At 60.5% G+C, this 25,615-nt stretch carries 31 protein-coding genes; 20 read left to right on the forward strand and 11 right to left on the reverse strand.

The annotated features are described in order from the left end of the window. The first annotated feature begins 14 nt into the window (after positions 1–14). Both ACO6VD_RS04260 and tldD read left to right on the forward strand, forming a co-directional pair. Positions 15–866: a carbon-nitrogen hydrolase family protein gene (locus tag ACO6VD_RS04260; protein ID WP_422417251.1), complete on the forward strand. Its 852-nt coding sequence runs from the start codon at positions 15–17 to the stop codon at positions 864–866. 2 nt (positions 867–868) lie between these two features. Further along, positions 869–2,308, forward strand: coding sequence for a metalloprotease TldD (tldD, locus tag ACO6VD_RS04265; RefSeq protein WP_422417253.1), 1,440 nt, complete (start codon positions 869–871; stop codon positions 2,306–2,308). Positions 2,309–2,350: 42 nt separating this feature from the next. Here the strand turns inward: tldD and yjgA are convergent, their stop codons facing one another. Beyond that, a complete protein-coding gene (yjgA, locus tag ACO6VD_RS04270; protein ID WP_422417255.1) occupies positions 2,351–2,872 on the reverse strand; it encodes a ribosome biogenesis factor YjgA in 522 nt (173 codons plus the stop codon). Positions 2,873–2,980: 108 nt separating this feature from the next. On the opposite strand from yjgA, the gene pmbA reads away from it, so the two are divergent. The 6 genes from pmbA (at position 2,981) to ACO6VD_RS04300 (ending at position 8,272) form a co-directional block, all read left to right on the forward strand. Continuing rightward, the gene (pmbA, locus tag ACO6VD_RS04275) at positions 2,981–4,327 is read left to right on the forward strand and encodes a metalloprotease PmbA (protein ID WP_422417257.1); all 1,347 of its coding nucleotides are present in this window, start codon (positions 2,981–2,983) and stop codon (positions 4,325–4,327) included. 174 nt (positions 4,328–4,501) lie between these two features. Continuing rightward, on the forward strand, positions 4,502–4,903 hold the full coding sequence (locus ACO6VD_RS04280; protein ID WP_422417259.1) for a FagA protein: 402 nt from the start codon (positions 4,502–4,504) through the stop codon (positions 4,901–4,903). Next, positions 4,896–6,272 (forward strand): class II fumarate hydratase FumC, encoded by a 1,377-nt coding sequence (fumC, locus tag ACO6VD_RS04285; RefSeq protein WP_422417261.1) that lies wholly within the window; start codon positions 4,896–4,898, stop codon positions 6,270–6,272. The genes ACO6VD_RS04280 and fumC overlap by 8 nt, the downstream gene beginning before the upstream one ends. A 20-nt stretch (positions 6,273–6,292) precedes the next feature. Next, positions 6,293–6,754 carry a hypothetical protein gene (locus ACO6VD_RS04290; RefSeq protein WP_422417263.1) on the forward strand — a complete coding sequence of 154 codons (462 nt, stop codon included), beginning with the start codon at positions 6,293–6,295 and terminating at the stop codon, positions 6,752–6,754. A gap of 1 nt (position 6,755) precedes the next feature. Continuing rightward, positions 6,756–7,367, forward strand: coding sequence for a superoxide dismutase (locus ACO6VD_RS04295; RefSeq protein ID WP_422417264.1), 612 nt, complete (start codon positions 6,756–6,758; stop codon positions 7,365–7,367). A gap of 11 nt (positions 7,368–7,378) precedes the next feature. After that, positions 7,379–8,272 (forward strand): ZIP family metal transporter, encoded by an 894-nt coding sequence (locus ACO6VD_RS04300; RefSeq protein ID WP_422417266.1) that lies wholly within the window; start codon positions 7,379–7,381, stop codon positions 8,270–8,272. 16 nt (positions 8,273–8,288) lie between these two features. Here ACO6VD_RS04300 and ACO6VD_RS04305 read toward each other — a convergent pair whose 3' ends face one another. From ACO6VD_RS04305 to ACO6VD_RS04350, 10 genes are all read right to left on the reverse strand, one after another. Beyond that, positions 8,289–8,561, reverse strand: coding sequence for an HPr family phosphocarrier protein (locus tag ACO6VD_RS04305; RefSeq protein WP_422417268.1), 273 nt, complete (start codon positions 8,559–8,561; stop codon positions 8,289–8,291). A 20-nt stretch (positions 8,562–8,581) separates the two neighbouring features. After that, complete coding sequence (rapZ, locus tag ACO6VD_RS04310) at positions 8,582–9,436, reverse strand: RNase adapter RapZ (RefSeq protein WP_422417270.1); 855 nt, start codon at positions 9,434–9,436, stop codon at positions 8,582–8,584. 2 nt (positions 9,437–9,438) lie between these two features. Then, positions 9,439–9,903 (reverse strand): PTS IIA-like nitrogen regulatory protein PtsN, encoded by a 465-nt coding sequence (gene ptsN, locus ACO6VD_RS04315; RefSeq protein WP_422417272.1) that lies wholly within the window; start codon positions 9,901–9,903, stop codon positions 9,439–9,441. 12 nt (positions 9,904–9,915) lie between these two features. Then, positions 9,916–10,224 carry a ribosome hibernation-promoting factor, HPF/YfiA family gene (gene hpf, locus ACO6VD_RS04320; protein WP_028942831.1) on the reverse strand — a complete coding sequence of 103 codons (309 nt, stop codon included), beginning with the start codon at positions 10,222–10,224 and terminating at the stop codon, positions 9,916–9,918. A gap of 77 nt (positions 10,225–10,301) precedes the next feature. Then, positions 10,302–11,795 carry an RNA polymerase factor sigma-54 gene (locus tag ACO6VD_RS04325; protein ID WP_422417274.1) on the reverse strand — a complete coding sequence of 498 codons (1,494 nt, stop codon included), beginning with the start codon at positions 11,793–11,795 and terminating at the stop codon, positions 10,302–10,304. 179 nt (positions 11,796–11,974) lie between these two features. Beyond that, positions 11,975–12,700: an LPS export ABC transporter ATP-binding protein gene (gene lptB / locus ACO6VD_RS04330; protein ID WP_038996944.1), complete on the reverse strand. Its 726-nt coding sequence runs from the start codon at positions 12,698–12,700 to the stop codon at positions 11,975–11,977. Then, entirely contained in the window at positions 12,701–13,225 is a 525-nt protein-coding gene (gene lptA / locus ACO6VD_RS04335; RefSeq protein ID WP_400171095.1) for a lipopolysaccharide transport periplasmic protein LptA, read from the reverse strand. It abuts the gene before it with no gap. Then, positions 13,212–13,784: an LPS export ABC transporter periplasmic protein LptC gene (gene lptC / locus ACO6VD_RS04340; RefSeq protein WP_422417277.1), complete on the reverse strand. Its 573-nt coding sequence runs from the start codon at positions 13,782–13,784 to the stop codon at positions 13,212–13,214. The genes lptA and lptC overlap by 14 nt, the downstream gene beginning before the upstream one ends. Positions 13,785–13,792: 8 nt before the next feature. Then, positions 13,793–14,317, reverse strand: a complete 525-nt coding sequence (locus ACO6VD_RS04345) for a KdsC family phosphatase (protein WP_400171097.1) — start codon at positions 14,315–14,317, stop codon at positions 13,793–13,795. Next, positions 14,318–15,292 carry a KpsF/GutQ family sugar-phosphate isomerase gene (locus ACO6VD_RS04350; RefSeq protein ID WP_422417279.1) on the reverse strand — a complete coding sequence of 325 codons (975 nt, stop codon included), beginning with the start codon at positions 15,290–15,292 and terminating at the stop codon, positions 14,318–14,320. Between the two features lie 245 nt (positions 15,293–15,537). Between ACO6VD_RS04350 and ACO6VD_RS04355 the strand changes: the two genes are divergently transcribed. The 12 genes from ACO6VD_RS04355 (at position 15,538) to ACO6VD_RS04410 (ending at position 25,539) form a co-directional block, all read left to right on the forward strand. Continuing rightward, positions 15,538–16,347 carry an ATP-binding cassette domain-containing protein gene (locus ACO6VD_RS04355; protein ID WP_038614373.1) on the forward strand — a complete coding sequence of 270 codons (810 nt, stop codon included), beginning with the start codon at positions 15,538–15,540 and terminating at the stop codon, positions 16,345–16,347. Beyond that, entirely contained in the window at positions 16,347–17,144 is a 798-nt protein-coding gene (gene mlaE / locus ACO6VD_RS04360) for a lipid asymmetry maintenance ABC transporter permease subunit MlaE (RefSeq protein WP_400171099.1), read from the forward strand. Before ACO6VD_RS04355 ends, mlaE begins: the two co-directional genes overlap by 1 nt. Next, on the forward strand, positions 17,144–17,611 hold the full coding sequence (gene mlaD, locus ACO6VD_RS04365; RefSeq protein ID WP_422417281.1) for an outer membrane lipid asymmetry maintenance protein MlaD: 468 nt from the start codon (positions 17,144–17,146) through the stop codon (positions 17,609–17,611). Before mlaE ends, mlaD begins: the two co-directional genes overlap by 1 nt. A 9-nt stretch (positions 17,612–17,620) precedes the next feature. After that, positions 17,621–18,259 (forward strand): MlaC/ttg2D family ABC transporter substrate-binding protein, encoded by a 639-nt coding sequence (locus ACO6VD_RS04370; protein ID WP_422417283.1) that lies wholly within the window; start codon positions 17,621–17,623, stop codon positions 18,257–18,259. After that, positions 18,256–18,561 (forward strand): STAS domain-containing protein, encoded by a 306-nt coding sequence (locus tag ACO6VD_RS04375; protein ID WP_422417285.1) that lies wholly within the window; start codon positions 18,256–18,258, stop codon positions 18,559–18,561. The genes ACO6VD_RS04370 and ACO6VD_RS04375 overlap by 4 nt, the downstream gene beginning before the upstream one ends. Positions 18,562–18,676: 115 nt before the next feature. Next, positions 18,677–18,916 carry a BolA family protein gene (locus tag ACO6VD_RS04380; protein ID WP_028942843.1) on the forward strand — a complete coding sequence of 80 codons (240 nt, stop codon included), beginning with the start codon at positions 18,677–18,679 and terminating at the stop codon, positions 18,914–18,916. A gap of 24 nt (positions 18,917–18,940) precedes the next feature. Then, positions 18,941–20,206: a UDP-N-acetylglucosamine 1-carboxyvinyltransferase gene (murA, locus tag ACO6VD_RS04385; RefSeq protein WP_422417288.1), complete on the forward strand. Its 1,266-nt coding sequence runs from the start codon at positions 18,941–18,943 to the stop codon at positions 20,204–20,206. A 107-nt stretch (positions 20,207–20,313) separates the two neighbouring features. Next, positions 20,314–20,949, forward strand: coding sequence for an ATP phosphoribosyltransferase (gene hisG, locus ACO6VD_RS04390; protein WP_400171104.1), 636 nt, complete (start codon positions 20,314–20,316; stop codon positions 20,947–20,949). 126 nt (positions 20,950–21,075) lie between these two features. Then, positions 21,076–22,401 (forward strand): histidinol dehydrogenase, encoded by a 1,326-nt coding sequence (gene hisD / locus ACO6VD_RS04395; RefSeq protein ID WP_422417290.1) that lies wholly within the window; start codon positions 21,076–21,078, stop codon positions 22,399–22,401. Between the two features lie 2 nt (positions 22,402–22,403). Continuing rightward, positions 22,404–23,450 (forward strand): histidinol-phosphate transaminase, encoded by a 1,047-nt coding sequence (hisC, locus tag ACO6VD_RS04400; protein WP_422417292.1) that lies wholly within the window; start codon positions 22,404–22,406, stop codon positions 23,448–23,450. A gap of 139 nt (positions 23,451–23,589) precedes the next feature. Further along, positions 23,590–24,240, forward strand: a complete 651-nt coding sequence (locus ACO6VD_RS04405) for a FadR/GntR family transcriptional regulator (RefSeq protein ID WP_422417293.1) — start codon at positions 23,590–23,592, stop codon at positions 24,238–24,240. Between the two features lie 15 nt (positions 24,241–24,255). Further along, positions 24,256–25,539: a CynX/NimT family MFS transporter gene (locus ACO6VD_RS04410; RefSeq protein ID WP_400174035.1), complete on the forward strand. Its 1,284-nt coding sequence runs from the start codon at positions 24,256–24,258 to the stop codon at positions 25,537–25,539. Positions 25,540–25,615: the final 76 nt, after the last annotated feature.

The following is a 25,615-nucleotide window of genomic DNA, read 5'->3' on the forward strand; positions in this document are numbered from 1 at the left end:
GCTCGGGAGCGCGCATGAAGTCAGCAGTGATCCAGATGGTCAGCCAAAGCGATATCCCGGCCAACCTGGAGCAGGCTCGGCGCTTGCTTGAGCAGGCGGCGGCAGGCGGTGCGCGGCTGGCGGTGCTGCCGGAAAATTTCGCCGCCATGGGCCGTCGCGACAGTGCTGCCATCGGTCGCGCCGAAGCGCTGGGCCAGGGGCCAATCCTTACCTGGTTGAAACAGACTGCCCGTGACCTCAAGTTATGGATTGTCGCCGGTACCTTGCCCTTGCCACCTGAAGGTCATCCCGACGCCAAAGCGCATGCCTGCTCGCTGTTGATCGACGAGCATGGGCAAACGGTTGCACGCTACGACAAGTTGCACCTCTTCGATGTCGATGTGGCCGATAACCGCGGCCGTTATCGTGAGTCTGACGATTATGCCCATGGCAGTCAGGTGGTGGTGGCCGATACCCCGGTAGGTCGTCTGGGCTTGAGCGTATGCTATGACTTGCGCTTTCCGGAGCTGTACAGCGCTTTGCGCGCCGCCGGGGCCGAACTGATCAGTGCGCCTGCGGCCTTCACCGCAGTAACCGGGGCGGCGCACTGGGAAGTGCTGATTCGGGCCCGGGCGATTGAAACCCAATGTTATGTCCTGGCCGCCGCGCAGGGCGGTACCCATCCAGGACCGCGGGAAACTTACGGACATGCGGCGATCGTCGATCCCTGGGGGCGCATTGTCGCCGAACAGGCGAGCGGCGAGGCCGTGGTGCTGGCCGAGCGCGACAGCAGCGAACAGGCGTCCATTCGGGCGCGGATGCCGGTGGCCTTGCACCGGCGCTTTTTCTCGCAGGACGCCTTGCGGCCTGCGCACACCTCGGAGTGACTATGAGCGAGATGTTATCCACTGTCAGCGAGCATCTGCTGGCGCCGGGCGGGTTGACCCTCGACAGCCTGCAGTCAGTGCTGGGTGAGTTGGCCGGGCCGGGTATCGATGCCGCCGACCTGTATTTCCAGGGGCAGATTTCCGAATCCTGGGCACTCGAAGACGGGATCGTCAAAGAAGGCAGTTTCAACCTCGACCAGGGCGTGGGCGTACGTGCCCAGTCTGGCGAGAAAACCGGTTTCGCCTACAGCAATGCCATCAACCTCGAAGCCCTGACTTCAGCTGCGCGTGCGGCCCGCTCGATTTCCCGTGCCGGGCAGAACGGCAGTGTCCAGGCCTTCAAAAGCCAGGACATCGTCCAGCTCTACGGCACCGATAACCCGCTTGAGGTGCTCAGCCGGGCGCAGAAGGTCGAGTTGCTCAAGCGTGTAGACGCCGCCACGCGTGCCCTGGACTCACGTATCCAGCAAGTTACGGTGAGCATGGCCGGCGTCTGGGAGCGCATCCTGATCGCCGCTGCCGATGGCAGCCTGGCTGCGGATGTACGTCCGCTGGTACGGTTCAACGTCAGTGTGATTGTCGAGCAGAACGGTCGGCGTGAGCGCGGTGGTCATGGCGGTGGTGGGCGCACCGACTATCGCTATTTCACCGACGACCGCGTCATGGGCTTTGCCCGCGAAGCGCTGCGTCAGGCCCTGGTCAACCTTGAGGCAATTCCTGCGCCGGCCGGCACCTTGCCGGTGGTTCTCGGCTCGGGCTGGTCCGGTGTGTTGCTGCACGAGGCGGTGGGCCATGGCCTGGAAGGCGACTTCAACCGCAAGGGCAGCTCCGCCTACAGCGGCCACCTGGGCGAGAAGGTGGCTTCCAGCCTGTGCACCATCGTTGACGATGGCACCCTGGAAGGTCGCCGTGGCTCGTTGAGCGTGGATGACGAAGGTACGCCAACCGAATGCACCACGTTGATCGAGAACGGCATTCTCAAGGGCTACATGCAGGACAAACTCAATGCCCGTCTGATGGGCATGGCGGTCACCGGCAACGGTCGTCGTGAGTCGTACGCGCATTTGCCCATGCCACGGATGACCAACACCTACATGCGTGCAGGCGAAAGTGATCCAGAGGAGATCATCAAGTCGGTCAAGCGCGGAATCTACTGCGCCAATCTGGGCGGCGGCCAGGTGGATATCACCAGTGGCAAGTTTGTGTTCTCCACCAGCGAAGCGTACCTGATCGAAGACGGCAAAATTACTGCACCGGTCAAAGGTGCGACCTTGATCGGCAACGGTCCGGAAGCCATGAGCCGGGTGTCGATGGTCGGTAACGACCTGGCGCTGGACAGCGGTGTGGGTACCTGTGGCAAAGATGGACAGTCGGTGCCGGTTGGCGTGGGTCAGCCGACCCTGAAGATCGATGCGATCACCGTCGGTGGTACGGGCGCATGAAGTTGAAACCGGGCGGGCAGGGCGCCTGCCCGGTCGCGAGGCTCAACGCAGGCCGCGTTGAACCTCGTCCAGGGTGCGAATGTACTTGAAGATCTTGCGGCTGGCGGAAGGCGCCTTGTTGGTCTTCAGCTCATGCTGGGCCTGGCGGATCAGCGAGCGCAGTTGCTGGCGGTCGGCTTCCGGATATTCCTGGACGAATTTCTCCAGGACTTCATCGGTGCCTTCGATCAGCCGGTCGCGCCAGCGTTCGAGGCCGTGGAAACGCTCGTTGTACTGGCGCGAGGAGGCGTCGAGCTGGTCAAGCAGGGCATTGATCGCGTCGATGTCCTGGTCACGCATCAGCTTGCCGATGAATGACTTGTGACGTCTTTTCGCCTCGTTTGCAGTGTGCCGCTTGTGCTCTTCGAGGGCCGCGCGAAGTTCGTCGGTCAAAGGCAGTTTGGCCAGGATGTCGGGCTTGAGCGTGGTAAGGCGCTCGCCCATATCGACCAGCGCCTGCATCTCGCGCTTGATCTGGGTTTTGCTTTTTTCGCCGTCGAAGGCGGTGTCGTAAGAATCAACCATGGGGGCAGTCCGCTGAGAATCGCCGCCATGATAACCAGTCGGGGGCCGCTTGTCCGGCCCGGTCGTAGATTGACCCATGCCGAACGCAGAATTTGAGTGGAGAAAACCATGAGTGCAGTCCAGAGCGTAGGTCCACAAGCCCTGCCGGCGTTGCAGGAGCAGGTCGAACAGATCATCGCCGAAGCTAAACGCCAGGGGGCCAGCGCCTGTGAAGTGGCGGTGTCGTTGGAGCAGGGTTTGTCCACCTCGGTGCGTCAGCGGGAAGTGGAAACCGTAGAGTTCAATCGTGACCAGGGTTTTGGCATCACTCTGTACGTCGGTCAGCGCAAAGGCTCGGCCAGCACTTCGGCCAGCGGCAGCGAGGCCATTCGCGAGACAGTTGCGGCGGCCTTGGCGATTGCCAAGCACACCTCTGAGGATGATTGTGCAGGGCTTGCCGATCCGGCCCTGATGGCGCGTGATCTGCCTGATTTCGACCTTTATCACGCCTGGGACATCACCCCGGAGCAGGCTATCGAGAAAGCACTGGCATGTGAGGCTGCGGCATTCGATGCCGATGCGCGGATCAAGAACGCCGACGGCACCACCCTCAACACCCATCAGGGCTGCCGCGTGTATGGTAACAGCCATGGCTTTATCGGCGGCTATGCATCGACCCGCCACAGTCTGAGCTGCGTGATGATCGCAGAAGCTGACGGGCAGATGCAGCGCGACTACTGGTATGACGTCAATCGCCAGGGGGAATTGCTGGCCGATCCTCGCAGCATCGGCCAGCGCGCCGCGCAGCGGGCGGCCAGCCGCCTGGGTGCGCGTCCGGTGCCCACCTGCGAGGTGCCGGTGCTGTTCTCGGCAGAGCTTGCCGGTGGCCTGTTCGGCAGCTTCCTGTCAGCGATCTCGGGCGGCAACCTGTACCGCAAGTCATCGTTCCTTGAGGGGACCATGGGCCAGCGTCTGTTTCCCAGCTGGCTGACCCTGGATGAACGCCCACACCTCATGCGTGCGTTGGGCAGTGCGGCGTTCGATGGTGATGGTCTGGCGACCTACGCCAAACCGTTCGTCGAAAAGGGTGAGTTGGTGTCTTATGTATTGGGTACCTATTCCGGTCGTAAACTCGGGCTACCGAGCACCGCCAATGCCGGTGGCGTGCATAACCTGTACGTGACCCACGGCGTGGAGGATCAGGCGGCACTGATCCGGCGCATGGGCCGCGGGCTGCTGGTAACCGAACTGATGGGGCATGGCTTGAACATGGTGACCGGGGACTACTCCCGTGGCGCCGCCGGGTATTGGGTCGAGAATGGCGAGATTCAGTTCGCTGTCCAGGAAGTGACGATTGCCGGCAATATGAAGGACATGTTCCAGCAAATTGTCGCGATCGGTAATGATCTTGAAACCCGTAGCAACATCCACACCGGCTCGGTATTGATCGAGCGGATGACAGTGGCCGGCAGCTGATTCATGTAGGAGCGGGCTTGCCCCGCGATCGCGTACGGTCAGTTTAATTGCATCGCGGGACAAGCCCGCTCCTACCGAAAAGCCCGGCCATGTGTCGGGCTTTTTTGTTTTTCTCTTTAGTCTTCTTGAACTGATTCTGATTATCACTTAATAATGAATATCATTATCTAGGCGATGATGTTCATGAAACCCGTCCTTCACGAATTGCCCTACCTCGAAAACTGGCGCTGGCTCAGCCGGCGTATTCGCTGTGCGATGGAGCCGGACGAGCCGCGCCTGATCGAGCACTACCTGGCCGAGGGTCGTTATCTGGTGTGCTGCACCGAGACGTCGCCGTGGACCGTCGCCCTGACCTCATTCCGCCTGCTCCTGGATACCGCCTGCGATCGCGTGCTGCCTTGGCATTGGCGCTGCCTGTGCCTGGACCAGGCCTGGAAGCCGCTGTTGCAGCTGCGCAAGCTCGACGGTGGCGAGCATGGCCAGCGTTGGCAGCCTCTCGCTCTGCAATTGGCGAACTGCACGCTACTGCCTTCGATTTCTTTCGCTGAACTGATGCAAGGATCTGATGATGAGTAATACCCGTATCGAGCGTGACAGCATGGGTGAACTGCAGGTGCCGGCCGAGGCCCTGTATGGCGCCCAGACCCAGCGCGCGGTGAACAACTTCCCGATCAGCCAGCAGCGCATGCCGACCCAGTTCATTCGTGCACTGCTGCTGGCCAAGGCTGCTGCGGCCAAAGCCAACGTCGAACTCAAGCAACTGGACGACGGTCAGGGCACGGCCATTGTCAAAGCAGTCGAGCAACTGCTGGCGGGCGATTTCATTCAGCACTTCCCGGTGGATATCTTCCAGACCGGTTCCGGCACCAGTTCGAACATGAACGCCAACGAAGTGATTGCCACCCTGGCAAGCCAGATCTTCGGTGACAAGATCAACCCGAACGATCATGTCAACTGCGGGCAAAGCAGTAACGACATCATCCCCACCACTATCCATGTCAGTGCCGCGCTGACCTTGCATGAGCAGTTACTGCCGGCCCTCAAGCACCTGGTGCAGGTGATCGAGCGCAAGGCGGTCGAGGTTCATCCTTTCATCAAGACCGGCCGCACCCACCTGATGGACGCCATGCCGGTGCGCATGAGCCAGGTGCTCGGCGGATGGGCAGCGCAGATCTCTGCTGCTATCGCGCACATTGAATCGACCTTGCCAGCACTGCAGTCGCTGGCCCAAGGCGGTACCGCGGTGGGAACGGGGATCAATGCACATCCAGAATTTGCCGGCCGATTCAGCCGGCAGCTCTCTGAACTCACCAAGGTGCCATTCACCCCAGGGCAGAATCTGTTCGCCCTGATTGGCTCTCAGGACACCGCCGTTGCGCTTTCCGGCCAGCTCAAGACCACCGCTGTTGCCCTGATGAAGATCGCCAACGACCTGCGCTGGATGAACTCCGGACCGCTGGCGGGCCTGGGCGAAATCGAGCTGGAGGGCTTGCAGCCTGGATCCTCGATCATGCCTGGCAAGGTCAACCCGGTGATCCCGGAAGCCACCGCCATGGTTGCCGCGCAGGTCATCGGCAACGACGCCACCATCGCTGTAGCGGGCCAGTCGGGCAACTTCGAACTCAACGTGATGCTGCCGATCATTGCGCAAAACCTGCTGAGCAGCATCGAGTTGATGGCCAATGTCAGCCGCTTGCTGGCCGACAAGGCCATCGCCAGCTTCAAGGTCAACGAGCCCAAGCTCAAGGAAGCACTGGCGCGTAACCCGATTCTGGTGACGGCGCTGAATCCTATCATCGGCTACCAGAAAGCTGCCGAGATCGCCAAGACCGCCTACAAACAAGGGCGTCCGATCATCGAGGTGGCCCTAGAGCACACCGACCTGCCGCGCAGCCAGCTGGAAGTGCTGCTCGACCCGGAAAAGCTCACGGCTGGCGGCATCTGATACGGCTCTGGAGGTTTGTCATGCAGCACTGGAAACGCACCACCGAGATTGCCAACCGCCTGTTCGACCAGGGTGAACTGGTCGATGCCCGCGAGCTGTATCTGCAGGCCCTGGCCCTGGCCCAGGTGTTGTTCGAACGCTGGCATGACGCCGACGAAGCGGTGGCGGTGTGCGTGATCGCGCACCATAACCTGGCCGACCTGCACCTGCGCCTGAACCAGCCACAAGAGAGCGCGGAGTACCTCTGCGCTATCCATCAGCGCCTGCTGCAGGCCATGCAGGATCAACGTCTGGCGCCAGCGCTGCGTGAAGCAGCGTTACGGCACAGCAGCAAAACCTACACCGAATTGTTGAACTTCATCAGCGAGTACGGCCAGTACCCGCGAACCGAACGCCTGCTCCATCGTCATGACCCGCAACCGGTGGTTCTTGCCGGTCAGGAAAGCGCCGGGTCTTCAGCACATCAATACGGAATCCATTGAAATGCCTCATACCTTGCCTGCATTGCCTTACGCCTACGATGCGCTGGAACCGCACATCGATACCCAGACCATGCAGATTCACCACAGCAAGCACCACCAGACCTATATCAACAACCTCAACGCTGCCGTCGAAGGTACCGAATGGGCCGAATGGCCGGTCGAGCAACTGGTCGCTGCGGTCAAGCAGTTGCCAGCGAACCTGCAGGCGGCGGTGATCAATCAAGGTGGCGGCCATGCCAACCACTCGCTGTTCTGGACGGTGATGTCGCCCAAGGGCGGTGGTCAGCCTCAGGACTCGGTCGCCAAGGCTATCAATGAACAATTGGGCGGCTTCGAGGCTTTCAAAGACGCTTTCACCAAGGCTGCACTGACCCGTTTCGGCAGCGGTTGGGCCTGGCTCAGCGTGACCCCGGAGAAAAAGCTGGTAGTGGAGAGCAGTGGTAACCAGGACAGCCCACTGATGAACGGCAATACGCCGATTCTTGGTCTGGATGTCTGGGAGCACGCTTACTACCTGCTGTACCAGAACCGTCGTCCTGAATACATCAACGCTTTCTACAACGTGATCGACTGGTCCGAAGTAGAGCGTCGATACGTAGCCGCCCTCGTGTGAGTCGTGCCGGTATGCGTTCGGATGTGATGTCCATTGGCGGTGTGCGCCTGTTCCGCCTGGCGCTTGGGACCCTGTTGCTGTTGGTCGGCTGCGCCTTGCTGGTGGCGCAGGGATTGGCCTGGCTGGACCTTGAGCCGCGCATGATGCGTGCGCTCGAAGGCGGTGCCCTGTGTGCATTGGGTACCGCGCTGGGAGCAGTGCCGGTGCTGGTGATCCGCAGTATGCCGGTAGCCTTGGCCGATACCCTGCTGGGTTTCGGCGCCGGGGTAATGCTGGCGGCAACGGCCTTCTCCCTGATCATTCCCGGGCTGGATGCTGCGCAGGCTATTGGTCTGGGCAAATGGGGGGCAGGCGGGCTGGTCAGTTTCGGTTTGCTGTTCGGCGCGTTCTGCCTCTACCTGGTCGATCTCAAGGTGTCTGGTGCTTCGCCAGAGGCTTTGCTGGGCAGTGCCCAGCAGCCAGTGATTGCTGCGCGGATCTGGGTGTTCGTCATTGCCATCATTGCCCACAACATTCCAGAAGGCATGGCCATTGGCGTGTCGGCGGGAGGTGGCATGCCGGACGCTGACAGTCTGGCCATGGGCATCGCCTTGCAGGATGTGCCCGAAGGTCTGGTTATTGCTCTGGTGCTGGCAGGGGCCGGTATGGCGCGCCTCAAGGCATTCGCTATTGGTGCGGCGTCTGGACTGGTCGAGCCGGTGGCTGCGGTGATTTGCGCCTGGCTGGTGACGGTGGCGGAGTTGTTATTGCCGCTGGGGCTGGCCTGTGCGGCCGGGGCCATGTTGCTGGTGGTGACTCAGGAGATCATTCCTGAATCACGCAGCAACGGCCATCATCGCTTGGCCAGTCTGGGACTGTGCGTCGGCTTCTGCCTGATGATGGTAATGGACACGGCGCTGTCTTGAGAGGGGGCGGGGGCGGTTACTCGCCCTCGTCGAAGTAGTTGTTGATCAGTTCGATCAACGCTTGCAGGGCTTCGTCCTGTTGCTCGCCTTCAGTATGCAGATGCACGGTGGTGCCTTTGCCAGCCGCCAGCATCATCACGGCCATAATGCTCTTGCCATCCACTTGTGACTCCGGCGTACGACCAACCCGAACCGCGCAGGGAAACTTGCCGGCGACACCAACGAACTTGGCCGCAGCTCGAGCATGCAGCCCAAGTTTGTTGATGATGGTGATTTCACGAGCGGGCATCGAGGCGGTGGTCCTGTGGGCTAGAGGTCGCGGTGGCGAACCTGGACATTTTTCAAGGATTGCTGCAGCAACTGGCCCAGGCGCTCGGTCAGGTAAACCGAACGGTGGTGTCCACCGGTACAGCCAATGGCAATGGTCACATAAGCGCGGTTACTGGCGGCAAAGCGTGGTAACCATTTGAGCAGGTAGCTGGAAATGTCCTGGTACATGTCTTCGACATCAGGCTGGGCTGCCAGGTAATCGATGACCGGTTGCTCCAGACCTGAATGATCACGCAATTCCGGCTTCCAGTAAGGATTGGGCAGGCAGCGCACATCAAACACCAGATCAGCGTCCACCGGCATGCCGCGCTTGAAGCCGAAAGACTCGACCAGGAACGCGGTACCGGGCTCTGGCTGGTTGAGCAGGCGCAGTTTGACCGAGTCACGCAACTGGTAGAGGTTAAGGTTGGTGGTGTCGATCTTCAGGTCGGCGAGGTCGGCGATAGGCCCGAGAAGTTCGGTCTCGAACTTGATTGCTTCGGCCAGCGAGCGGTCGGCGTTGGTCAGCGGGTGGCGTCTGCGGGTTTCCGAGAAGCGCTTGAGCAGGGTTTCTTCATCGGCGTCCAGGTACAGCACATCACACTGGATATGCTTGCTCCGGGCGTCTTCTAGCAGCTCGGGAAAGCGCGTCAGGTGGCTCGGCAGGTTGCGCGCATCGATCGATACAGCCACTTTGGGCTGCATCAACTCGGTATTGATCAGGGCGTTCTCCGCCAGCTGCGGCAGCAGCCCGGCGGGCAGGTTATCGATGCAGTAGTAGCCGTTGTCCTCCAGGACTGCGAGGGCGGTGCTCTTGCCGGAGCCGGATCGGCCGCTGACGATAATCAGGCGCATGTTCAGGACTCGTTCTGTACGTCCAGTACGACCTGGTACAAGGCTTCACTGCTACTGGCGGCACGCAGCCGGTCACGCACGTCCTTTCGGTCGAGCATGCTGGCAATCTGGCGCAACAGTTCAAGGTGCGCATCGGTGGCCGCTTCGGGAACCAGCAGGACAAACAGCAAATCGACCGGGGCGCCATCGATGGCGTCATAGTCAATCGGTGCATCCAGGTGTATCAGGGCGCTGATGGGGGAGGCGCAGCCTTTAAGGCGGCAATGTGGAATGGCAATGCCATTACCAAAACCGGTCGACCCGAGTTTCTCCCGGGCAAACAGGGCTTCAAAAACGTCCTGCATCTCCAGGTCTGGAACCTCCCGATCGATCAGGGTGGCAATTTCCTGGAGTGCGCGCTTTTTACTGCCGCCCGGCGCGTTCACGAGGGAACGGCCGGGGGTCAGGATGGTTTCAAGTCGGATCATGGATGAGGGGGATCAGCGGGCCGCTGCACCTTGCAGCAGGCTTTGCTGTTTTTCCTTGTGTTTTTTCAGTTGGCGGTCGAGCTTGTCGGTCAAGGCATCGATCGCTGCATACATGTCTGTGTGTTCGGCATTCGCAACCACTTCGCCGCCGGGAATAAACAGCGTCGCTTCAATTTTCTGCTGCAGTTTCTCGACCTTCATGATCACCGTCACATTGGTAATCTTGTCGAAGTGACCTTCCAGCCGTTTCAGTTTCTGTTCGACGTACTCGCGCAGCGGCTGGGTGACTTCTACATGCTGTCCACTGATATTGACTTGCATACAGCTTCTCCTTTGTTGCCCGTGCATAAGAGGCAGGTGTTGCGCCTGCCACTGAACTGCTGTGGCGATCTCAGGGGCTACATCAGTCGCTTGCGCTCACTCGACGGTGCAATGCCGAGGGACTCGCGGTACTTGGCGACGGTGCGACGGGCTACCTGGATGCCTTGTGCCTCCAGTAAACCAGCGATCTTGCTGTCACTCAATGGCTTTTTCTGATTTTCCGCTGCAACCAGTTTTTTGATGATCGCGCGAATCGCTGTGGACGAGCATTCCCCGCCTTCGGAGGTGCTGACGTGACTGGAGAAAAAGTACTTCAGCTCGTAGATTCCGCGGGGGGTGTGCATGTATTTCTGCGTGGTAACCCGGGAAATCGTCGACTCGTGCATGCCCACGGCTTCGGCGATGTCGTGCAGCACCAGCGGTTTCATTGCTTCGTCGCCGTGGTCGAGGAAACCACGCTGGTGTTCGACGATCTGGGTGGCCACCTTCATCAGGGTTTCGTTGCGGCTTTGCAGGCTCTTGATGAACCAGCGGGCTTCCTGCAATTGGTTGCGCATGAAGGTGTTGTCGGCACTGGTGTCGGCGCGGCGGACGAAACCTGCGTACTGGGGATTGACCCGCAGTCGTGGTACCGCTTCCTGGTTGAGTTCGACCAGCCAGCGTTCGTTGTCCTTGCGCACGATGACGTCAGGGACCACATATTCGGCTTCGCTGGACTCGATTTGCGAACCGGGACGCGGGTTGAGGCTCTGGACCAGCTCGATGATCTGGCGCAGTTCGTCTTCCTTGAGCTTCATGCGCCGCATCAGCTGGCTGTAGTCACGGCTGCCGAGCAGGTCGATGAAGTCGCGGACCAGGCGCTGGGCCTCGGCCATCCACGGGGTAGTGGCTGGTAGTTGGCGCAGTTGCAGCAGCAGGCATTCGCTGAGGTTGCGAGCACCGATGCCGGCAGGCTCGAATTGCTGGATGCGGTGCAGGACGGCTTCGACTTCGTCGAGCTCGATATCCAGCTCGGGGTCGAAGGACTCGCAGACTTCTTCGAGGGTTTCGTCCAGGTAGCCCTGATTGTTGATGCAATCGATCAGGGTGACCGCAATTAGCCGATCGGTGTCGGACATGGGCGCCAGGTTCAGCTGCCAGAGCAGGTGGCTTTGCAGGCTTTCGCCGGCCGACGTGCGGGTGGTGAAATCCCACTCGTCATCGTCGTTGCTGGGCAGGCTGCTGGCGCTGGTCTGGTAGATGTCTTCCCAGGCCGTGTCGACAGGTAGCTCGTTGGGAATGCGCTCGTTCCATTCGCCTTCTTCCAGGCTGTCCACGGTCGGCGCGGTTTCCTGGAAGCTGGTGTCCTGGACCTCGGCAACAGGCTTGCTTTCGGCGTTATCGGCCATCGGGTCGCTGTTGTCGAAATCGTCGCCTTCTTCCTGGCGTTCGAGCATCGGGTTCGATTCCAGCGCTTCCTGGATTTCCTGTTGGAGGTCCAAGGTAGAAAGCTGGAGCAGTCGGATAGCCTGTTGCAACTGAGGGGTCATCGTCAGTTGCTGGCCCATTCTTAGGACGAGCGATGGTTTCATGGCAGGGGCTTAACACCTTTTTCGCCGGCGCACAGGCGCCATCCACTACAAGGGCACCGAGGCGCCAACTTTAAGCAAGATATATGCCTTAAGTTGGAGCGTTTGCCTAGGGTGCTGTAACAATTAAGCCGGATTTCACCGGTACAGTTGCCCATGGCAAGCGCTTTGTCGCCTCGAACTTACAAGCGGAACTCGTGGCCCAAGTACACCTCTTTGACCAGGTCGTTGGCCAGGATGGTCTCTGCGTCGCCTTCGGCAATCAGTTGACCATCGTTGACGATGTAAGCGGTTTCGCAGATATCCAGGGTCTCGCGGACGTTGTGGTCGGTGATCAGTACACCGATGCCCTTGGCCTTGAGGTGATGGATGATCTGCTTGATGTCGCCGACCGAAATCGGGTCGACACCAGCAAAGGGTTCATCGAGCAGGATGAATTTCGGTGCCGTAGCCAGGGCGCGAGCAATCTCCACGCGGCGACGTTCGCCACCGGAAAGGCTCATGCCGAGGTTGTCGCGAATGTGGCTGATGTGGAATTCCTGCAGCAGGCTTTCCAGCTCCTTGCGCCGGCCATCGCGGTCCAGGTCCTTGCGGGTTTCAAGGATCGCCATGATGTTGTCGGCAACCGACAGCTTGCGAAAGATCGACGCTTCCTGAGGCAGGTAGCCAATCCCGGCACGCGCACGGCCGTGCATCGGCTGATGGCTGACATCCAGGTCGTCGATCAGGACGCGGCCCTGATCGGCCTGGACCAGGCCGACGATCATGTAGAAGCAGGTGGTCTTGCCGGCGCCGTTAGGGCCAAGCAAGCCGACGATCTGGCCGCTGTCGATAGACAGGCTGACGTCGCGTACCACTTGTCGGCTCTTGTAGCTCTTGGCCAGGTGCTGGGCTTTGAGGGTCGCCATTTACTCGGCCTTCTTCTTCGGCTGGATCACCATGTCGATACGCTGACGCGGAGTGGTGACGTTGCCGCCACGACCTGCAGTCGCTACCTGCGACTTGGTGTTGTAGACGATTTTCTCGCCTTCGGTGGTATTGCCTTCGTTGATCACCTTGGCGCGGTCAGTCAGCACTACCAGGTCTTTTTGCGCCTGGTACTGGATGGTGACGGCGTAGCCTTGCATCTTGTCCGGCTTGGCGGCGCTCTGTTGCTGCTCGAAGTAGGCCAGGTTGCCCACCGAAGTCACCACGTCGATATCGCCGGAGTCGGCGCGGGTGATGGTCACGGTGTTGCCTTTGATCATCATCGACCCTTGGGTGATGATGACGTCGCCGGTGTAGGTGGCAACGCCTTTCTTGTCATCCAGATGCGCGTTGTCGGCCTGGATGCGGATAGGCTGGTCACGGTCGTTCGGCAGGGCCCAGGCGCTCGCGCTTCCCAGTGCTGCGCTCAGGCTGAGCAAAAAGGGGAGGGTTTTAACGAGCCTCATACTGTCCTCTTACGTTGGACAGCAGGTCCATCCTGCCGTCTTTCAAATACGCTTTCATTCCATTGCCCGTAGTGACGCCACCGGCGCCGTCGATTCTAACGGCTTGCTCGGTTTGCGCATATTGCTTCTGCGGGAATACCGTCATGCGGCTGGTGGTAATGATCATGGTGCGGTTCTTTTCATCGGTGCGGGCAACCCGTACCGAGTCAATCAATTCAACTTCGCTGCCATCCGGGTTGACCTCGCCCTTTTCGCTCTGTACGTGCCAAGGGTAGGTGGTGCCGCGGTACATCTGCAGGTCCGGCTTGGTCAGCAGGGTCACTTCACTGACCTTGAGGTGCTCGACCTTGTCGGCGGTCATTTCGTACTGCATTTTGCCATCTGGCAGAAACTGCACGCTGTGGGCATTGGTGGCGTAATAGTCGATTGCGTTCTGGTCGACAGTAGCCACCGGCTTGTCTAGGAAGCTTTCCGGGCCGATGTTCCAGTAGCCGACCGCCACCAGCAAGGCGGCAATCACACTGTACAGCGCAATGCTGCGGATCTTTTTACTGAACATGTGTCGCTCTACAGGTAGTGGGCGTTGGCCGCGTCGAGGTTGCCCTGGGCTTGCAGGATCAACTCGCAGAATTCGCGGGCTGCACCTTCGCCACCGCGGGCCTTGGTGATCCCGTGGGCGTGCTCGCGGACGAAGGCTGCGGCATTGGCTACGGCCATGCCCAGGCCGACGCGACGAATCACCGGCAGGTCAGGCAGGTCGTCACCCAGATAGGCGACCTGTTCATAGCTTAGGTTGAGTTGGCCAAGAAGTTCGTCCAGCACCACCATTTTATCTTCGCGGCCCTGGTACAGATGGGGAATGCCCAGATTCTTCGCCCGGCGTTCCACCACCGGGGTCTTGCGTCCGCTGATGATCGCCGTGGTCACGCCCGAGGCCATGAGCATCTTGATGCCCTGGCCATCAAGGGTGTTGAAGGTCTTGAATTCGCTGCCGTCTTCGAGGAAATACAGGCGGCCGTCGGTCAATACGCCGTCCACGTCGAAAACCGCAAGCTTGATCGCCTTGCCGCGCTGGAGCAGGTCCTGGCTCATTTACATCACTCCCGCACGCAACAGGTCGTGCATGTTCAGGGCGCCAACCGGGCGCTCGTCCTTGTCGATCACCACCAGGGCGCTGATCTTGTGGTCTTCCATGATTTTCAGGGCTTCTGCGGCAAGCATCTCGGCACGGGCGGTCTTGCCGTGTACGGTCATGACCTCGTCGATCAGGGTCGTGTGCACGTCGATGCTGCGGTCCAGGCTGCGACGCAAGTCACCGTCGGTGAAAATCCCGGCCAACCGTCCGTCGGCTTCCAGGATCACTGTCATTCCCAAACCTTTGCGAGACATTTCAAGAAGCGCGTCCTTGAGCAGGGTGCCGCGTTGCACCTGAGGCAGCTCGTCGCCTGCGTGCATGACGTTCTCCACTTTCAGCAACAGGCGACGTCCCAAGGCGCCACCGGGGTGCGAGAAAGCGAAGTCTTCAGCGGTAAAGCCGCGTGCTTCGAGCAAGGCAATCGCCAGGGCATCGCCCAGTACCAGCGCAGCCGTGGTCGAGGACGTTGGCGCCAGGTTCAGCGGGCAGGCTTCCTGGGCGACGCGTGCATCAAGATTGACCTCGGCAGCTTTGGCCAGCGGCGAATCCGGGTTGCCGGTCAGGCTGATCAGCTGGATGCCCAGGCGTTTGATCAGGGGCAACAGGGTGACAATTTCGGCGGTCGAACCGGAGTTGGACAGGGCGAGGATGACATCGTCGCGGGTAATCATGCCCATGTCGCCGTGACTGGCTTCAGCGGGATGAACGAAGAACGACGGTGTACCGGTGCTGGCCAGGGTTGCGGCGATCTTGTTGCCGATATGCCCCGATTTGCCCATGCCGACCACCACTACCCGGCCTTTGCTGGCCAGGATCAGCTCGCATGCCTTGACGAAATCGGCGTCGATGTGGGCTAGCAAGCCCTCAACCGCCTCGAGTTCGAAACGGATGGTGCGTTGCGCGGATTGGATCAGGTCGCTGGATTGGCTCATGTCGAAAATCGGATTGCCTGATGAAAAGGCGGCGATTATAGCGGCAATGCGCAAAACCCTCACCTTGTGATTGTCATACAGTCGCTCGCCAACCTTAACCCTAGCTGAACAAGCACTGCTGTGGCCTTGGGGCACTGCTATCAGCGATGGTATAGTTCGCCGCCTGTTCGGCCCGCTCAGGGCGTGCGTGCCTCCATGAAGGGGGCGCGCGTCTGAGTGAGAAGGCTGCATCGCAAGGAGTCTAGATGAGCGTTGATAACGCCTACGCGGTCGAGTTGAAGGGTGTGTCCTTCAAGCGCGGTTCGCGCAGCATCTTCAATAATGTCGATATACGCATTCCCCGCGGCAAGGTCACCGGCATCATGGGACCTTCCGGGTGCGGCAAGACCACACTGTTGCGTCTGATGGGCGCACAGTTGCGTCCGGCCAGTGGCGAGGTATGGGTCGCCGGGCAGAATCTGCCGACGCTGTCGCGCAGCGACCTGTTCGATGCGCGCAAGCAGATGGGCGTGCTGTTCCAGAGCGGCGCGCTGTTCACTGACCTCGACGTGTTCGAAAACGTGGCGTTCCCGTTGCGGGTGCATACCCAGCTGTCTGACGAAATGATCCGTGACATCGTCCTGATGAAGCTGCAGGCCGTCGGCCTGCGCGGTGCCATCGAACTGATGCCCGACGAGCTTTCCGGGGGCATGAAGCGTCGAGTGGCGCTGGCCCGAGCTATCGCCCTGGACCCGCAGATCCTTATGTACGACGAACCCTTTGTCGGCCAGGATCCGATCGCCATGGGCGTTCTGGTGCGCCTGATCCGCCTGCTCAACGATGCCCTGGGTATCACCAGTATCGTGGTCTCCCACGACCTGGCCGAAACCGCCAGCATTGCCGACTACATCTATGTGGTGGGCGATGGCCAGGTACTTGGCCAGGGCACGCCGGATGAGCTGATGGGGTCCGATAACCCGCGCATTCGTCAATTCATGAAAGGCGACCCGGATGGCCCGGTACCCTTTCACTTTCCTGCGCCGGACTACCGCGCCGATCTTCTGGGGAAGCGTTGATGCGCAGAAAATCCTTGCTCGAACGTATTCGTCGCTTTGGCCGCTCGGCCATTGACGTACTGGCCGTGCTCGGCCGGTCCTTTCTATTCCTGTTGCACTCGCTGGTAGGGCGCAGTGGTACCGGCGGCGGTTTTCAGCTGCTGGTCCGGCAGCTGTACTCGGTTGGCGTACTGTCGCTGGCGATCATTGTCGTGTCCGGGGTTTTTATCGGCATGGTGCTGGCGCTGCAGGGTTTCAGCATTCTGGCCAAGTACGGCTCGGAACAGGCGGTGGGCCAGATGGTTGCCTTGACCTTGCTGCGTGAGTTGGGGCCGGTGGTGACTGCACTGCTGTTTGCCGGGCGCGCAGGTTCGGCGCTGACGGCCGAAATCGGCAACATGAAATCCACCGAGCAGTTGTCCAGTCTCGAGATGATCGGTGTCGATCCACTCAAGTACATTGTTGCCCCACGTCTGTGGGCCGGTTTCATCTCGCTGCCGTTGCTGGCGCTGATCTTCAGCGTGGTCGGTATCTGGGGTGGGTCCTGGGTGGCGGTGGACTGGTTGGGTGTCTATGAGGGGTCGTTCTGGGCGAACATGCAGAACAGCGTGTCGTTCACCGATGATGTACTCAATGGCGTGATCAAAAGCCTGGTTTTTGCCTTTGTTGTTACCTGGATTGCCGTATTCCAGGGCTACGACTGTGAGCCCACTTCAGAAGGGATCAGTCGTGCCACTACCAAGACCGTGGTCTACGCCTCCTTGGCTGTCCTGGGTCTGGACTTTATTCTGACCGCCTTGATGTTTGGAGATTTCTGATGCAAAACCGCACCCTGGAAATCGGTGTCGGCCTGTTCCTTCTGGCCGGGATCCTGGCGCTGATCCTGCTGGCCCTGCGAGTCAGTGGTCTGTCGGCGAGCCCGAGCAGCGATACCTACAAAGTTTACGCTTACTTCGACAATATCGCCGGTTTGACGGTCAGAGCTAAAGTGACCATGGCCGGTGTGACCATCGGCAAGGTCGCAGCCATCGATCTGGACCGTGACACCTACACCGGTCGGGTGACGCTGCAACTGGAAAAACGCGTAGACAATCTGCCTACCGACTCCACTGCATCTATCCTCACCGCTGGGTTGCTCGGCGAGAAGTACATCGGTATCAGCGTGGGCGGAGAAGAGGCGGTGCTCAAGGATGGTGCAACCATTCACGACACTCAGTCGGCGCTGGTGCTGGAAGATCTGATTGGCAAGTTCCTGCTCAATACCGTTGGCAAAGAAGCTAAATAAGGAGTTTCCATGATTTCTATCCTGCGACGCGGCTTGCTGGTGCTGCTGGCTGCGCTGCCGTTGATGGCTGGCGCAGCGGCTCAGTCCCCCAAAGAAGTGATTCAGGGGACAACCAACCAGTTGCTGGCCGACCTGAAGGCCAACAAAGAGCAATACAAGACCAACCCAAGCGCGTTCTATGATGCCTTGAATGCCAATCTGGGGCCGGTGGTGGATGCCGATGGCATTTCGAAAAGCATCATGACCGTGAAGTATTCGCGCAATGCTACTCCGGCGCAGATGCAGCGCTTCCAGGAGAATTTCAAGCGCAGCCTGATGCAGTTCTATGGCAACGCGTTGCTTGAGTACAACAACCAGGGCATCACCGTCGGCGCAGAGAAAAAGGACGGTGATGACCGTGCCAGCGTCGACATGACGGTCAAGGGCAACAACGGCGCCATCTACCCGGTGCAGTACACCATGACCAAGCTGGGCGGCGAATGGAAAGTACGTAACGTCATTGTCAACGGCATCAACATCGGCAAGCTGTTCCGTGACCAGTTCGCTGACGCCATGAGCCGCAATGGCAACAACCTGGACAAGACCATCGACGGTTGGGCTGGCGAAGTGGCCAAGGCCAAGGAAACCGCAGAGCAGCAAGAACAATGAGTGACAGCGCCGTAACCATGAGCGAGCCAGGCGTGCTAAGCCTGGCCGGAGTGCTGGATTACCGTAGCGGGCCGGCCTTGCGCAAGGAAGGCAAGGCCCTGATCGGCGCCTGCAAGGCAGCGGCCCTGGTGCTTGATTGCTCCAGGGTGGAGAAATCCAGCAGCGTCGGCTTGTCGCTGTTGCTGGCATTCATGCGCGATGGCAAGGCCGCCGGCAAGGCTGTAGAGGTCCGCGCAATGCCTCAGGATATGCGCGAAATCGCCGAGGTTTACGACCTCGATGAGCTGCTGGCCGGTCAATGATCGCCAGCCTGTAACTGGCCCCTCCGTCAGAGTCTCCGTTTACGGGGTTCGCAGGCGGGGGGCTTTTTTGTATGATGGCCGACCCGCGCGCACAGGGCGCCGATTGAGGTTGAGCATGCAGGCCGTAGAAGTTAAGAACTTCCTTGAAGAAAAGTTGCCGGGAACCCGGGTCGAAGTTGAAGGCGAAGGCTGCAACTTCCAGTTGAACGTGATCAGCGACGAATTGGCGGCCCTGAGCCCGGTCAAGCGTCAGCAGCAGATCTATGCTCATCTTAATCCGTGGATCACCGATGGCAGCATCCATGCGGTAACCATGAAATTTTTCAGCAGCGCAGCCTGGGCTGAGCGCAACTGAGCCTAAATTGGCGGCGAGACAGAAATGGACAAACTGATTATTACTGGCGGCGTTCGTCTTGATGGCGAAATCCGCATTTCCGGTGCCAAGAACGCGGCTCTGCCGATTCTTGCCGCTACTCTGCTTTGCGATGGTCCGGTAACGGTCGGCAACCTGCCGCACCTGCACGACATCACCACCATGATCGAGCTGTTCGGACGCATGGGCATCGAGCCTGTGATCGACGAGAAGCTCTCGGTGGAAATCGATCCACGCACCATCAAGACCCTGATCGCACCGTACGAGCTGGTGAAAACCATGCGCGCCTCGATCCTGGTACTGGGCCCGATGGTTGCCCGTTTTGGTGAGGCCGAAGTCGCACTGCCTGGCGGTTGCGCCATCGGTTCGCGTCCGGTCGACCTGCACATCCGTGGTCTTGAAGCCATGGGCGCGAAGATCGAGGTCGAGGGCGGCTACATCAAGGCCAAGGCCCCTGAAGGCGGCCTGCGCGGTGCGCACTTCTTCTTCGATACCGTCAGTGTGACCGGTACCGAGAACATCATGATGGCCGCTGCCCTGGCCAAGGGTCGCAGCGTGCTGCAGAACGCCGCGCGTGAGCCGGAAGTGGTCGACCTGGCCAACTTCCTCAACGCCATGGGCGCCAAGGTCCAGGGTGCTGGCACCGACACCATCACCATCGATGGCGTCGAGCGTCTGGGTTCGGCGACCTATCGGGTCATGCCCGACCGTATCGAAACCGGTACCTACCTGGTCGCGGCTGCCGTCACCGGCGGTCGGGTCAAGGTCAAGGACACCGATCCGACCATCCTCGAAGCCGTTCTTGAGAAACTCAAGGAAGCCGGCGCCGAAGTCACTACTGGTGAAGACTGGATCGAGCTGGACATGCACGGCAAGCGGCCAAAAGCCGTCAACCTGCGTACCGCTCCGTACCCGGCGTTCCCGACCGACATGCAGGCGCAGTTCATCTCGCTCAACGCCATTGCCGAAGGCACCGGTGCGGTGATCGAGACGATCTTCGAAAACCGTTTCATGCACGTGTACGAAATGCACCGCATGGGCGCGCTGATCCAGGTTGAAGGCAACACCGCCATCGTGACCGGTACCAAGACCCTCAAGGGTGCACCGGTAATGGCTACCGACCTGCGCGCTTCGGCAAGCCTGGTACTCTCGGCGCTGGTCGCCGAAGGCGATACCCTGATCGACCGCATCTACCACATTGACCGTGGCTACGAATGCATTGAAGAAAAACTGCAGATGCTGGGCGCCAAGATCCGTCGCGTACCGGGCTAGTCTGTGACCGGCGCAGGGACGCGCCAGCCAATTGCTGCACCGAATTGAATGCGGTCGGGCCACATCAGGCCCGGCCGGCTGTAGCCGCATAAGGACCGACGTTTCCCATGTTGACCATCGCGCTATCCAAAGGTCGGATTCTCGACGATACCCTGCCGCTGCTGGCGGACGCAGGTATTGTTCCGACCGAGAACCCGGACAAGAGCCGCAAGCTGATCATTCCGACCACCCAGGACGATGTACGCCTGCTGATCGTACGGGCTACCGACGTGCCGACCTATGTCGAGCATGGCGCCGCCGATCTGGGTGTGGCCGGCAAGGACGTGCTGATGGAGTACGGCGGCCAGGGCCTTTACGAGCCGCTGGACCTGCAGATTGCCCAGTGCAAGCTGATGACCGCCGGTGCAATCGGTGCCGTCGAGCCCAAGGGCCGTCTGCGCGTGGCGACCAAGTTCGTCAATGTCGCCAAGCGCTACTACGCCGAACAGGGCCGTCAGGTCGATATCATCAAGTTGTACGGTTCGATGGAGCTGGCACCGCTGATCGGCCTGGCCGATAAAATCATCGACGTCGTCGACACCGGTAACACCCTGCGTGCCAATGGCCTGGAACCCCAGGAACTGATTGCCACCATCAGCTCCCGGCTGGTGGTCAACAAGGCTTCGATGAAGATGCAGCATGCACGCATCCAGAGCCTGATCGACACCCTGCGCCAGGCTGTCGAATCGCGACACCGCGGCTGACTTCTGCGCGCGGCCTTCGCTGTCGCGCCCGTCTATCCGCGTCATAGCCAATTTTCTCGGGTGCCCGCGCGGATGGACTGGTAGCTTAGGGCGCCTGAGCATTCGCCATTTATTGAGGCCCTCGCTATGACCACGTCCACTGCAATTGCCCGACTCAATGCCGCTGACCCGGATTTCGCCCGACATCTGGATCATCTGTTGAGCTGGGAAAGTGTGTCTGACGATGCGGTCAACCAGCGTGTGCTCGACATCATCAAGGCTGTGCGCGAGCGCGGCGATGCGGCACTGGTGGAGTTCACCCAGCGTTTCGATGGCGTTGATGCCAAGTCGATCGACGACCTGATTCTCGGTCGCGAGCGTCTGGAACTGGCCCTGACACGTATCACCCCGGCCCAGCGCGAAGCCCTGGAAAAGGCTGCCGAGCGCGTGCGCAACTATCACGAGCGGCAGAAACAGGACTCCTGGAGCTACACCGAAGCCGACGGTACGGTGCTGGGCCAGAAGGTCACCCCGCTGGACCGTGCCGGCCTGTATGTGCCGGGCGGCAAAGCGTCCTACCCGTCGTCGGTGCTGATGAACGCCATTCCGGCCAAGGTTGCCGGGGTTGCTGAAGTGGTGATGGTGGTGCCAACCCCGCGCGGTGAAGTCAACGAGCTGGTGCTCGCCGCTGCCTGCATTGCCGGTGTCGACCGGGTGTTCACCATTGGTGGCGCCCAGGCGGTAGCGGCGCTGGCCTACGGCACCGAGAGCGTGCCGCAGGTGGACAAAGTGGTTGGCCCCGGCAACATCTATGTCGCCACCGCCAAGCGCCATGTGTTTGGCCAGGTGGGTATCGACATGATTGCCGGACCTTCGGAAATCCTCGTGGTCTGCGACGGTCAGACCGATCCGGACTGGATCGCCATGGACCTGTTTTCCCAGGCCGAGCACGATGAAGATGCCCAGGCGATCCTGGTCAGCCCGGATGCGGCCTTCCTCGACAAGGTGGCTGCCAGCATCGACAAGCTGCTGCCGACCATGGAGCGTGCCGAGATCATCAAAACCTCGATCAATGGCCGTGGCGCGCTGATCCAGGTGCGTGACATGCAGCAGGCCATGGACGTGGCCAACCGTATCGCGCCTGAGCACCTGGAGCTGTCGGTGGCCGACCCTCAGGCCTGGCTGCCGCAAATTCGTCACGCCGGGGCGATCTTCATGGGGCGCCACACCAGCGAAGCGCTGGGCGACTATTGTGCAGGTCCGAATCACGTGTTGCCGACCTCTGGCACGGCACGTTTCTCGTCGCCATTGGGGGTCTATGACTTCCAGAAACGTTCGTCGATCATCTTCTGCTCCGAGCAGGGTGCGTCGGAACTGGGCCACACCGCCTCGATCCTGGCCCGTGGCGAATCGCTGACCGCCCACGCCCGTAGCGCTGAATACCGCATTGTCACCGAGAAGAAGGGGAACTGAGCATGAGTAAATTCTGGAGCCCCTTCGTCAAGGACCTGGTGCCTTACGTTCCGGGTGAGCAGCCGAAGCTGGCCAAGCTGGTCAAGCTCAACACCAATGAGAACCCTTATGGTCCGTCGCCCAAGGCGCTGGAAGCCATGCGTGGCGAGCTGAACGATAATCTGCGCCTGTACCCCGATCCCAACAGCGATCTGCTCAAGCAGGCGGTCGCGGACTATTACGGGGTCAAGGGTAACCAGGTATTCCTCGGTAACGGCTCGGACGAAGTGCTGGCGCACATTTTCCACGGCCTGTTCCAGCACGGCGCACCGTTGCTGTTCCCGGATGTCAGCTACAGCTTCTATCCGGTGTATTGCGGCCTGTATGGCATTCCTTACGAGACGGTAGCGCTGGACGAGCAGTTCCAGATCCGTGTCGAGGATTACGCCAGGCCCAATGGCGGCATCATCTTCCCCAACCCCAATGCCCCGACCGGCTGCCTGTTGGCACTGGAGGCCATCGAGCAGATGCTCAAGGCCAATCCGGAGACGGTGGTGGTGGTCGACGAAGCTTATATCGATTTCGGTGGGCAGACGGCTATCAGCCTGGTTGATCGCTACGACAACCTGCTGGTCACCCAGACCTTGTCCAAATCACGTTCCTTGGCGGGGCTGCGGGTTGGCCTGGCCGTTGGTCACCCGGACCTGATCGAAGCCCTTGAGCGCATCAAGAACAGCTTCAACTCCTATCCGCTGGATCGCATGGCGATTGTCGGTGCGGCGGTAGCGTTCGAGGATCGTGCCTACTTTGAAGAAACCTGCCGCAAGGTGATCGACAGTCGCGAGAAGGTGGTGGCTGAACTCACTGCCCGTGGCTTTGAAGTACTGCCTTCGGCAGCCAACTTCATCTTTGCCCGTCATCCGCAGCAGGATGCCGGTGAACTGGCGGCCAAGTTGCGTGAGCAAGGGGTGATCGTGCGTCACTTCAAGCAACCACGCATTGCCCAGTTCCTGCGTATCACCATCGGTACCCCGGAGATGAATCAGGCATTGGTTGATGCGCTGAACTGATTTCGGGTTGTACTCATCGCGGGGGGAAACCACCCCCCCCAACCTGTGGGGGAGGGGTTGTCCCCCAAGTGCTTTTGCACAATGCCGGGGAGTATTCTCTCTCATCTAAATTCATCCGATGATTGGATGTAAGTTCAAAATGACCTTGCTTATCAAACGCTCGCTGGTCGAGCAGGCTGTCGATCAACTGCGCCAGCGCATCGCCAATGGCGCCTGGGCGGTGGGCCAACGCCTGCCAACCGAGCCCGAGCTGGCCAGCGAACTGGGCATCAGCCGCAATACCGTGCGCGAAGCCATGCGCGTGTTGGCCTTCAGTGGCCTGGTCGAAGTCCGCCAGGGCGACGGTAGTTATCTGCGTACTGCGGTCGATCCGTTGCAGGCCGTCCAGGCGCTGTCGCGCTGTACGCTGGAACAGGCCCGGGAAACGCGTCATATCCTCGAAGCCGAAGCTATCGGCCTGGCGGCGTTGCGCCGCACTGAAGAAGACCTGCAAGGCCTGCGCGAAGCGCTGGCGCATAGCAGTGAGCATTTCCATGCTGACCTCGAGCGTTACGTCGGCTGCGACATGATCTTCCACCAACGTCTGGTGGATGCTGCGCACAACCCGGCCTTGAGCGAGCTGTACCGCTATTTCTCCGGTGTCGTGGCCGCAACCGTGCATCACAACCTGAGCCATGCGCCGCGCTGCCAGATGGTGTTCGACCTGCATGGACAAATTCTCGACGCTATCGAACAACGCGATCCGGACAAGGCCAAGGCCCTGAGCCGGACACTGATCAACGAATCTTGACCTTGCGAGGCTGCCATGGCGCATGACGCTGCCCGAAATACCCAGCCGGCCAATGGGCCGGAGCTGGAAGAATTGCTGATCGACGCCGAGGCCGACGACGAGCAGGTGCAACAGCAGCCAGTGTTGCTTAAGCGTCCCTGGCTGTTGCTGTTGGGGCTGGTGCTGGTGGCGCTGAACCTGCGACCGGCGCTCTCAAGCATGGCACCGCTGCTCAGCCTGGTGTCCGAGAGTCTCGGCCTGAGCGCTTCCCAGGCCGGATTATTGACCACCTTGCCGGTGTTGTGCCTGGGCCTGTTCGCGCCGTTGGCGCCTGTACTGGCACGGCGCTTTGGCAGCGAACGGGTAATCCTCGGCATTCTCCTGACCCTGGCCGCCGGCATCGCCGTGCGCAGCGCCTTTGGCAGCACCGGGGTGTTTGTCGGCAGCATCATGGCCGGGGCCAGCATTGGTGTGATCGGGGTCTTGCTGCCGGGTATCGTCAAACGCGATTTTCCCAAACATGCCGGCACCTTGACCGGCGTCTACACCATGGCGCTGTGCCTGGGAGCGGCCATGGCTGCCGGTGCCACGGTGCCGTTGAGCGAGCACTTTGGCGACAGCTGGTCCCTGGGCCTGGGTTTCTGGCTGATACCTGCCTTGCTGGCGGCGTTGATCTGGTTGCCGCAAGCGCGCCAAGGCCATGGTGCACATCATGTGGCGTATCGGGTGCGTGGCCTGCTGCGTGATCCGCTGGCCTGGCAGGTGACCTTGTACATGGGCCTGCAGTCGTCGCTGGCCTACATCGTCTTTGGCTGGTTGCCGTCGATCCTGATCGGCCGTGGTCTGTCTCCGACCCAGGCGGGCCTGGTGCTGTCCGGTTCGGTGATCGTGCAATTGATCAGCTCGCTCAGCGCACCGTGGCTGGCGACGCGTGGCAAGGACCAGCGCCTGGCCATTGTCGTGGTCATGCTCCTGGCGCTGGCTGGCCTGTTCGGTTGCCTGTACGCGCCGCTGGAGGGGCTGTGGGGCTGGGCAATCGTGCTCGGGCTGGGGCAGGGCGGTACCTTTGCACTGGCGCTGACCTTGATTGTGCTGCGCTCCAAGGACGCTCATGTGGCAGCCAATCTATCGAGCATGGCCCAGGGCGTCGGTTACACCCTGGCCTCCATGGGACCCTTTGCGGTGGGGCTGGTGCACGACCTGACCGGCGGCTGGAATGCGGTCGGCTGGATCTTTGCGGTGCTGGGCGTCGGCGCCATCGGTTTTGGCTTGAAGGCCGGGCGCAACCTGCATGTGCAGGTAGTTAGCGAGCGGGTTTGAATCCATCGCGGGGCAAGCCCGCTCCCACCGGGGGAACAACTCAACCAGTGGGGGAGGGGTTTTCCCCCCAGTGTTT

The sequence above is a fragment of the Pseudomonas sp. GZD-222 genome, assembly GCF_049310525.1.
Taxonomy (GTDB): domain Bacteria; phylum Pseudomonadota; class Gammaproteobacteria; order Pseudomonadales; family Pseudomonadaceae; genus Aquipseudomonas.

What these genes read in the sequence shown, in the direction of transcription:
- ACO6VD_RS04260 (WP_422417251.1), top strand. Translation starts at nt 15, where the DNA reads ATGAAGTCAGCAGTGATCCAGATGGTCAGCCAAAGCGATATCCCGGCC.
- tldD (WP_422417253.1), top strand. Translation starts at nt 869, where the DNA reads ATGAGCGAGATGTTATCCACTGTCAGCGAGCATCTGCTGGCGCCGGGC.
- yjgA (WP_422417255.1), bottom strand. Translation starts at nt 2,872, where the DNA reads ATGGTTGATTCTTACGACACCGCCTTCGACGGCGAAAAAAGCAAAACC.
- pmbA (WP_422417257.1), top strand. Translation starts at nt 2,981, where the DNA reads ATGAGTGCAGTCCAGAGCGTAGGTCCACAAGCCCTGCCGGCGTTGCAG.
- ACO6VD_RS04280 (WP_422417259.1), top strand. Translation starts at nt 4,502, where the DNA reads ATGATGTTCATGAAACCCGTCCTTCACGAATTGCCCTACCTCGAAAAC.
- fumC (WP_422417261.1), top strand. Translation starts at nt 4,896, where the DNA reads ATGAGTAATACCCGTATCGAGCGTGACAGCATGGGTGAACTGCAGGTG.
- ACO6VD_RS04290 (WP_422417263.1), top strand. Translation starts at nt 6,293, where the DNA reads ATGCAGCACTGGAAACGCACCACCGAGATTGCCAACCGCCTGTTCGAC.
- ACO6VD_RS04295 (WP_422417264.1), top strand. Translation starts at nt 6,756, where the DNA reads ATGCCTCATACCTTGCCTGCATTGCCTTACGCCTACGATGCGCTGGAA.
- ACO6VD_RS04300 (WP_422417266.1), top strand. Translation starts at nt 7,379, where the DNA reads ATGCGTTCGGATGTGATGTCCATTGGCGGTGTGCGCCTGTTCCGCCTG.
- ACO6VD_RS04305 (WP_422417268.1), bottom strand. Translation starts at nt 8,561, where the DNA reads ATGCCCGCTCGTGAAATCACCATCATCAACAAACTTGGGCTGCATGCT.
- rapZ (WP_422417270.1), bottom strand. Translation starts at nt 9,436, where the DNA reads ATGCGCCTGATTATCGTCAGCGGCCGATCCGGCTCCGGCAAGAGCACC.
- ptsN (WP_422417272.1), bottom strand. Translation starts at nt 9,903, where the DNA reads ATGATCCGACTTGAAACCATCCTGACCCCCGGCCGTTCCCTCGTGAAC.
- hpf (WP_028942831.1), bottom strand. Translation starts at nt 10,224, where the DNA reads ATGCAAGTCAATATCAGTGGACAGCATGTAGAAGTCACCCAGCCGCTG.
- ACO6VD_RS04325 (WP_422417274.1), bottom strand. Translation starts at nt 11,795, where the DNA reads ATGAAACCATCGCTCGTCCTAAGAATGGGCCAGCAACTGACGATGACC.
- lptB (WP_038996944.1), bottom strand. Translation starts at nt 12,700, where the DNA reads ATGGCGACCCTCAAAGCCCAGCACCTGGCCAAGAGCTACAAGAGCCGA.
- lptA (WP_400171095.1), bottom strand. Translation starts at nt 13,225, where the DNA reads ATGAGGCTCGTTAAAACCCTCCCCTTTTTGCTCAGCCTGAGCGCAGCA.
- lptC (WP_422417277.1), bottom strand. Translation starts at nt 13,784, where the DNA reads ATGTTCAGTAAAAAGATCCGCAGCATTGCGCTGTACAGTGTGATTGCC.
- ACO6VD_RS04345 (WP_400171097.1), bottom strand. Translation starts at nt 14,317, where the DNA reads ATGAGCCAGGACCTGCTCCAGCGCGGCAAGGCGATCAAGCTTGCGGTT.
- ACO6VD_RS04350 (WP_422417279.1), bottom strand. Translation starts at nt 15,292, where the DNA reads ATGAGCCAATCCAGCGACCTGATCCAATCCGCGCAACGCACCATCCGT.
- ACO6VD_RS04355 (WP_038614373.1), top strand. Translation starts at nt 15,538, where the DNA reads ATGAGCGTTGATAACGCCTACGCGGTCGAGTTGAAGGGTGTGTCCTTC.
- mlaE (WP_400171099.1), top strand. Translation starts at nt 16,347, where the DNA reads ATGCGCAGAAAATCCTTGCTCGAACGTATTCGTCGCTTTGGCCGCTCG.
- mlaD (WP_422417281.1), top strand. Translation starts at nt 17,144, where the DNA reads ATGCAAAACCGCACCCTGGAAATCGGTGTCGGCCTGTTCCTTCTGGCC.
- ACO6VD_RS04370 (WP_422417283.1), top strand. Translation starts at nt 17,621, where the DNA reads ATGATTTCTATCCTGCGACGCGGCTTGCTGGTGCTGCTGGCTGCGCTG.
- ACO6VD_RS04375 (WP_422417285.1), top strand. Translation starts at nt 18,256, where the DNA reads ATGAGTGACAGCGCCGTAACCATGAGCGAGCCAGGCGTGCTAAGCCTG.
- ACO6VD_RS04380 (WP_028942843.1), top strand. Translation starts at nt 18,677, where the DNA reads ATGCAGGCCGTAGAAGTTAAGAACTTCCTTGAAGAAAAGTTGCCGGGA.
- murA (WP_422417288.1), top strand. Translation starts at nt 18,941, where the DNA reads ATGGACAAACTGATTATTACTGGCGGCGTTCGTCTTGATGGCGAAATC.
- hisG (WP_400171104.1), top strand. Translation starts at nt 20,314, where the DNA reads ATGTTGACCATCGCGCTATCCAAAGGTCGGATTCTCGACGATACCCTG.
- hisD (WP_422417290.1), top strand. Translation starts at nt 21,076, where the DNA reads ATGACCACGTCCACTGCAATTGCCCGACTCAATGCCGCTGACCCGGAT.
- hisC (WP_422417292.1), top strand. Translation starts at nt 22,404, where the DNA reads ATGAGTAAATTCTGGAGCCCCTTCGTCAAGGACCTGGTGCCTTACGTT.
- ACO6VD_RS04405 (WP_422417293.1), top strand. Translation starts at nt 23,590, where the DNA reads ATGACCTTGCTTATCAAACGCTCGCTGGTCGAGCAGGCTGTCGATCAA.
- ACO6VD_RS04410 (WP_400174035.1), top strand. Translation starts at nt 24,256, where the DNA reads ATGGCGCATGACGCTGCCCGAAATACCCAGCCGGCCAATGGGCCGGAG.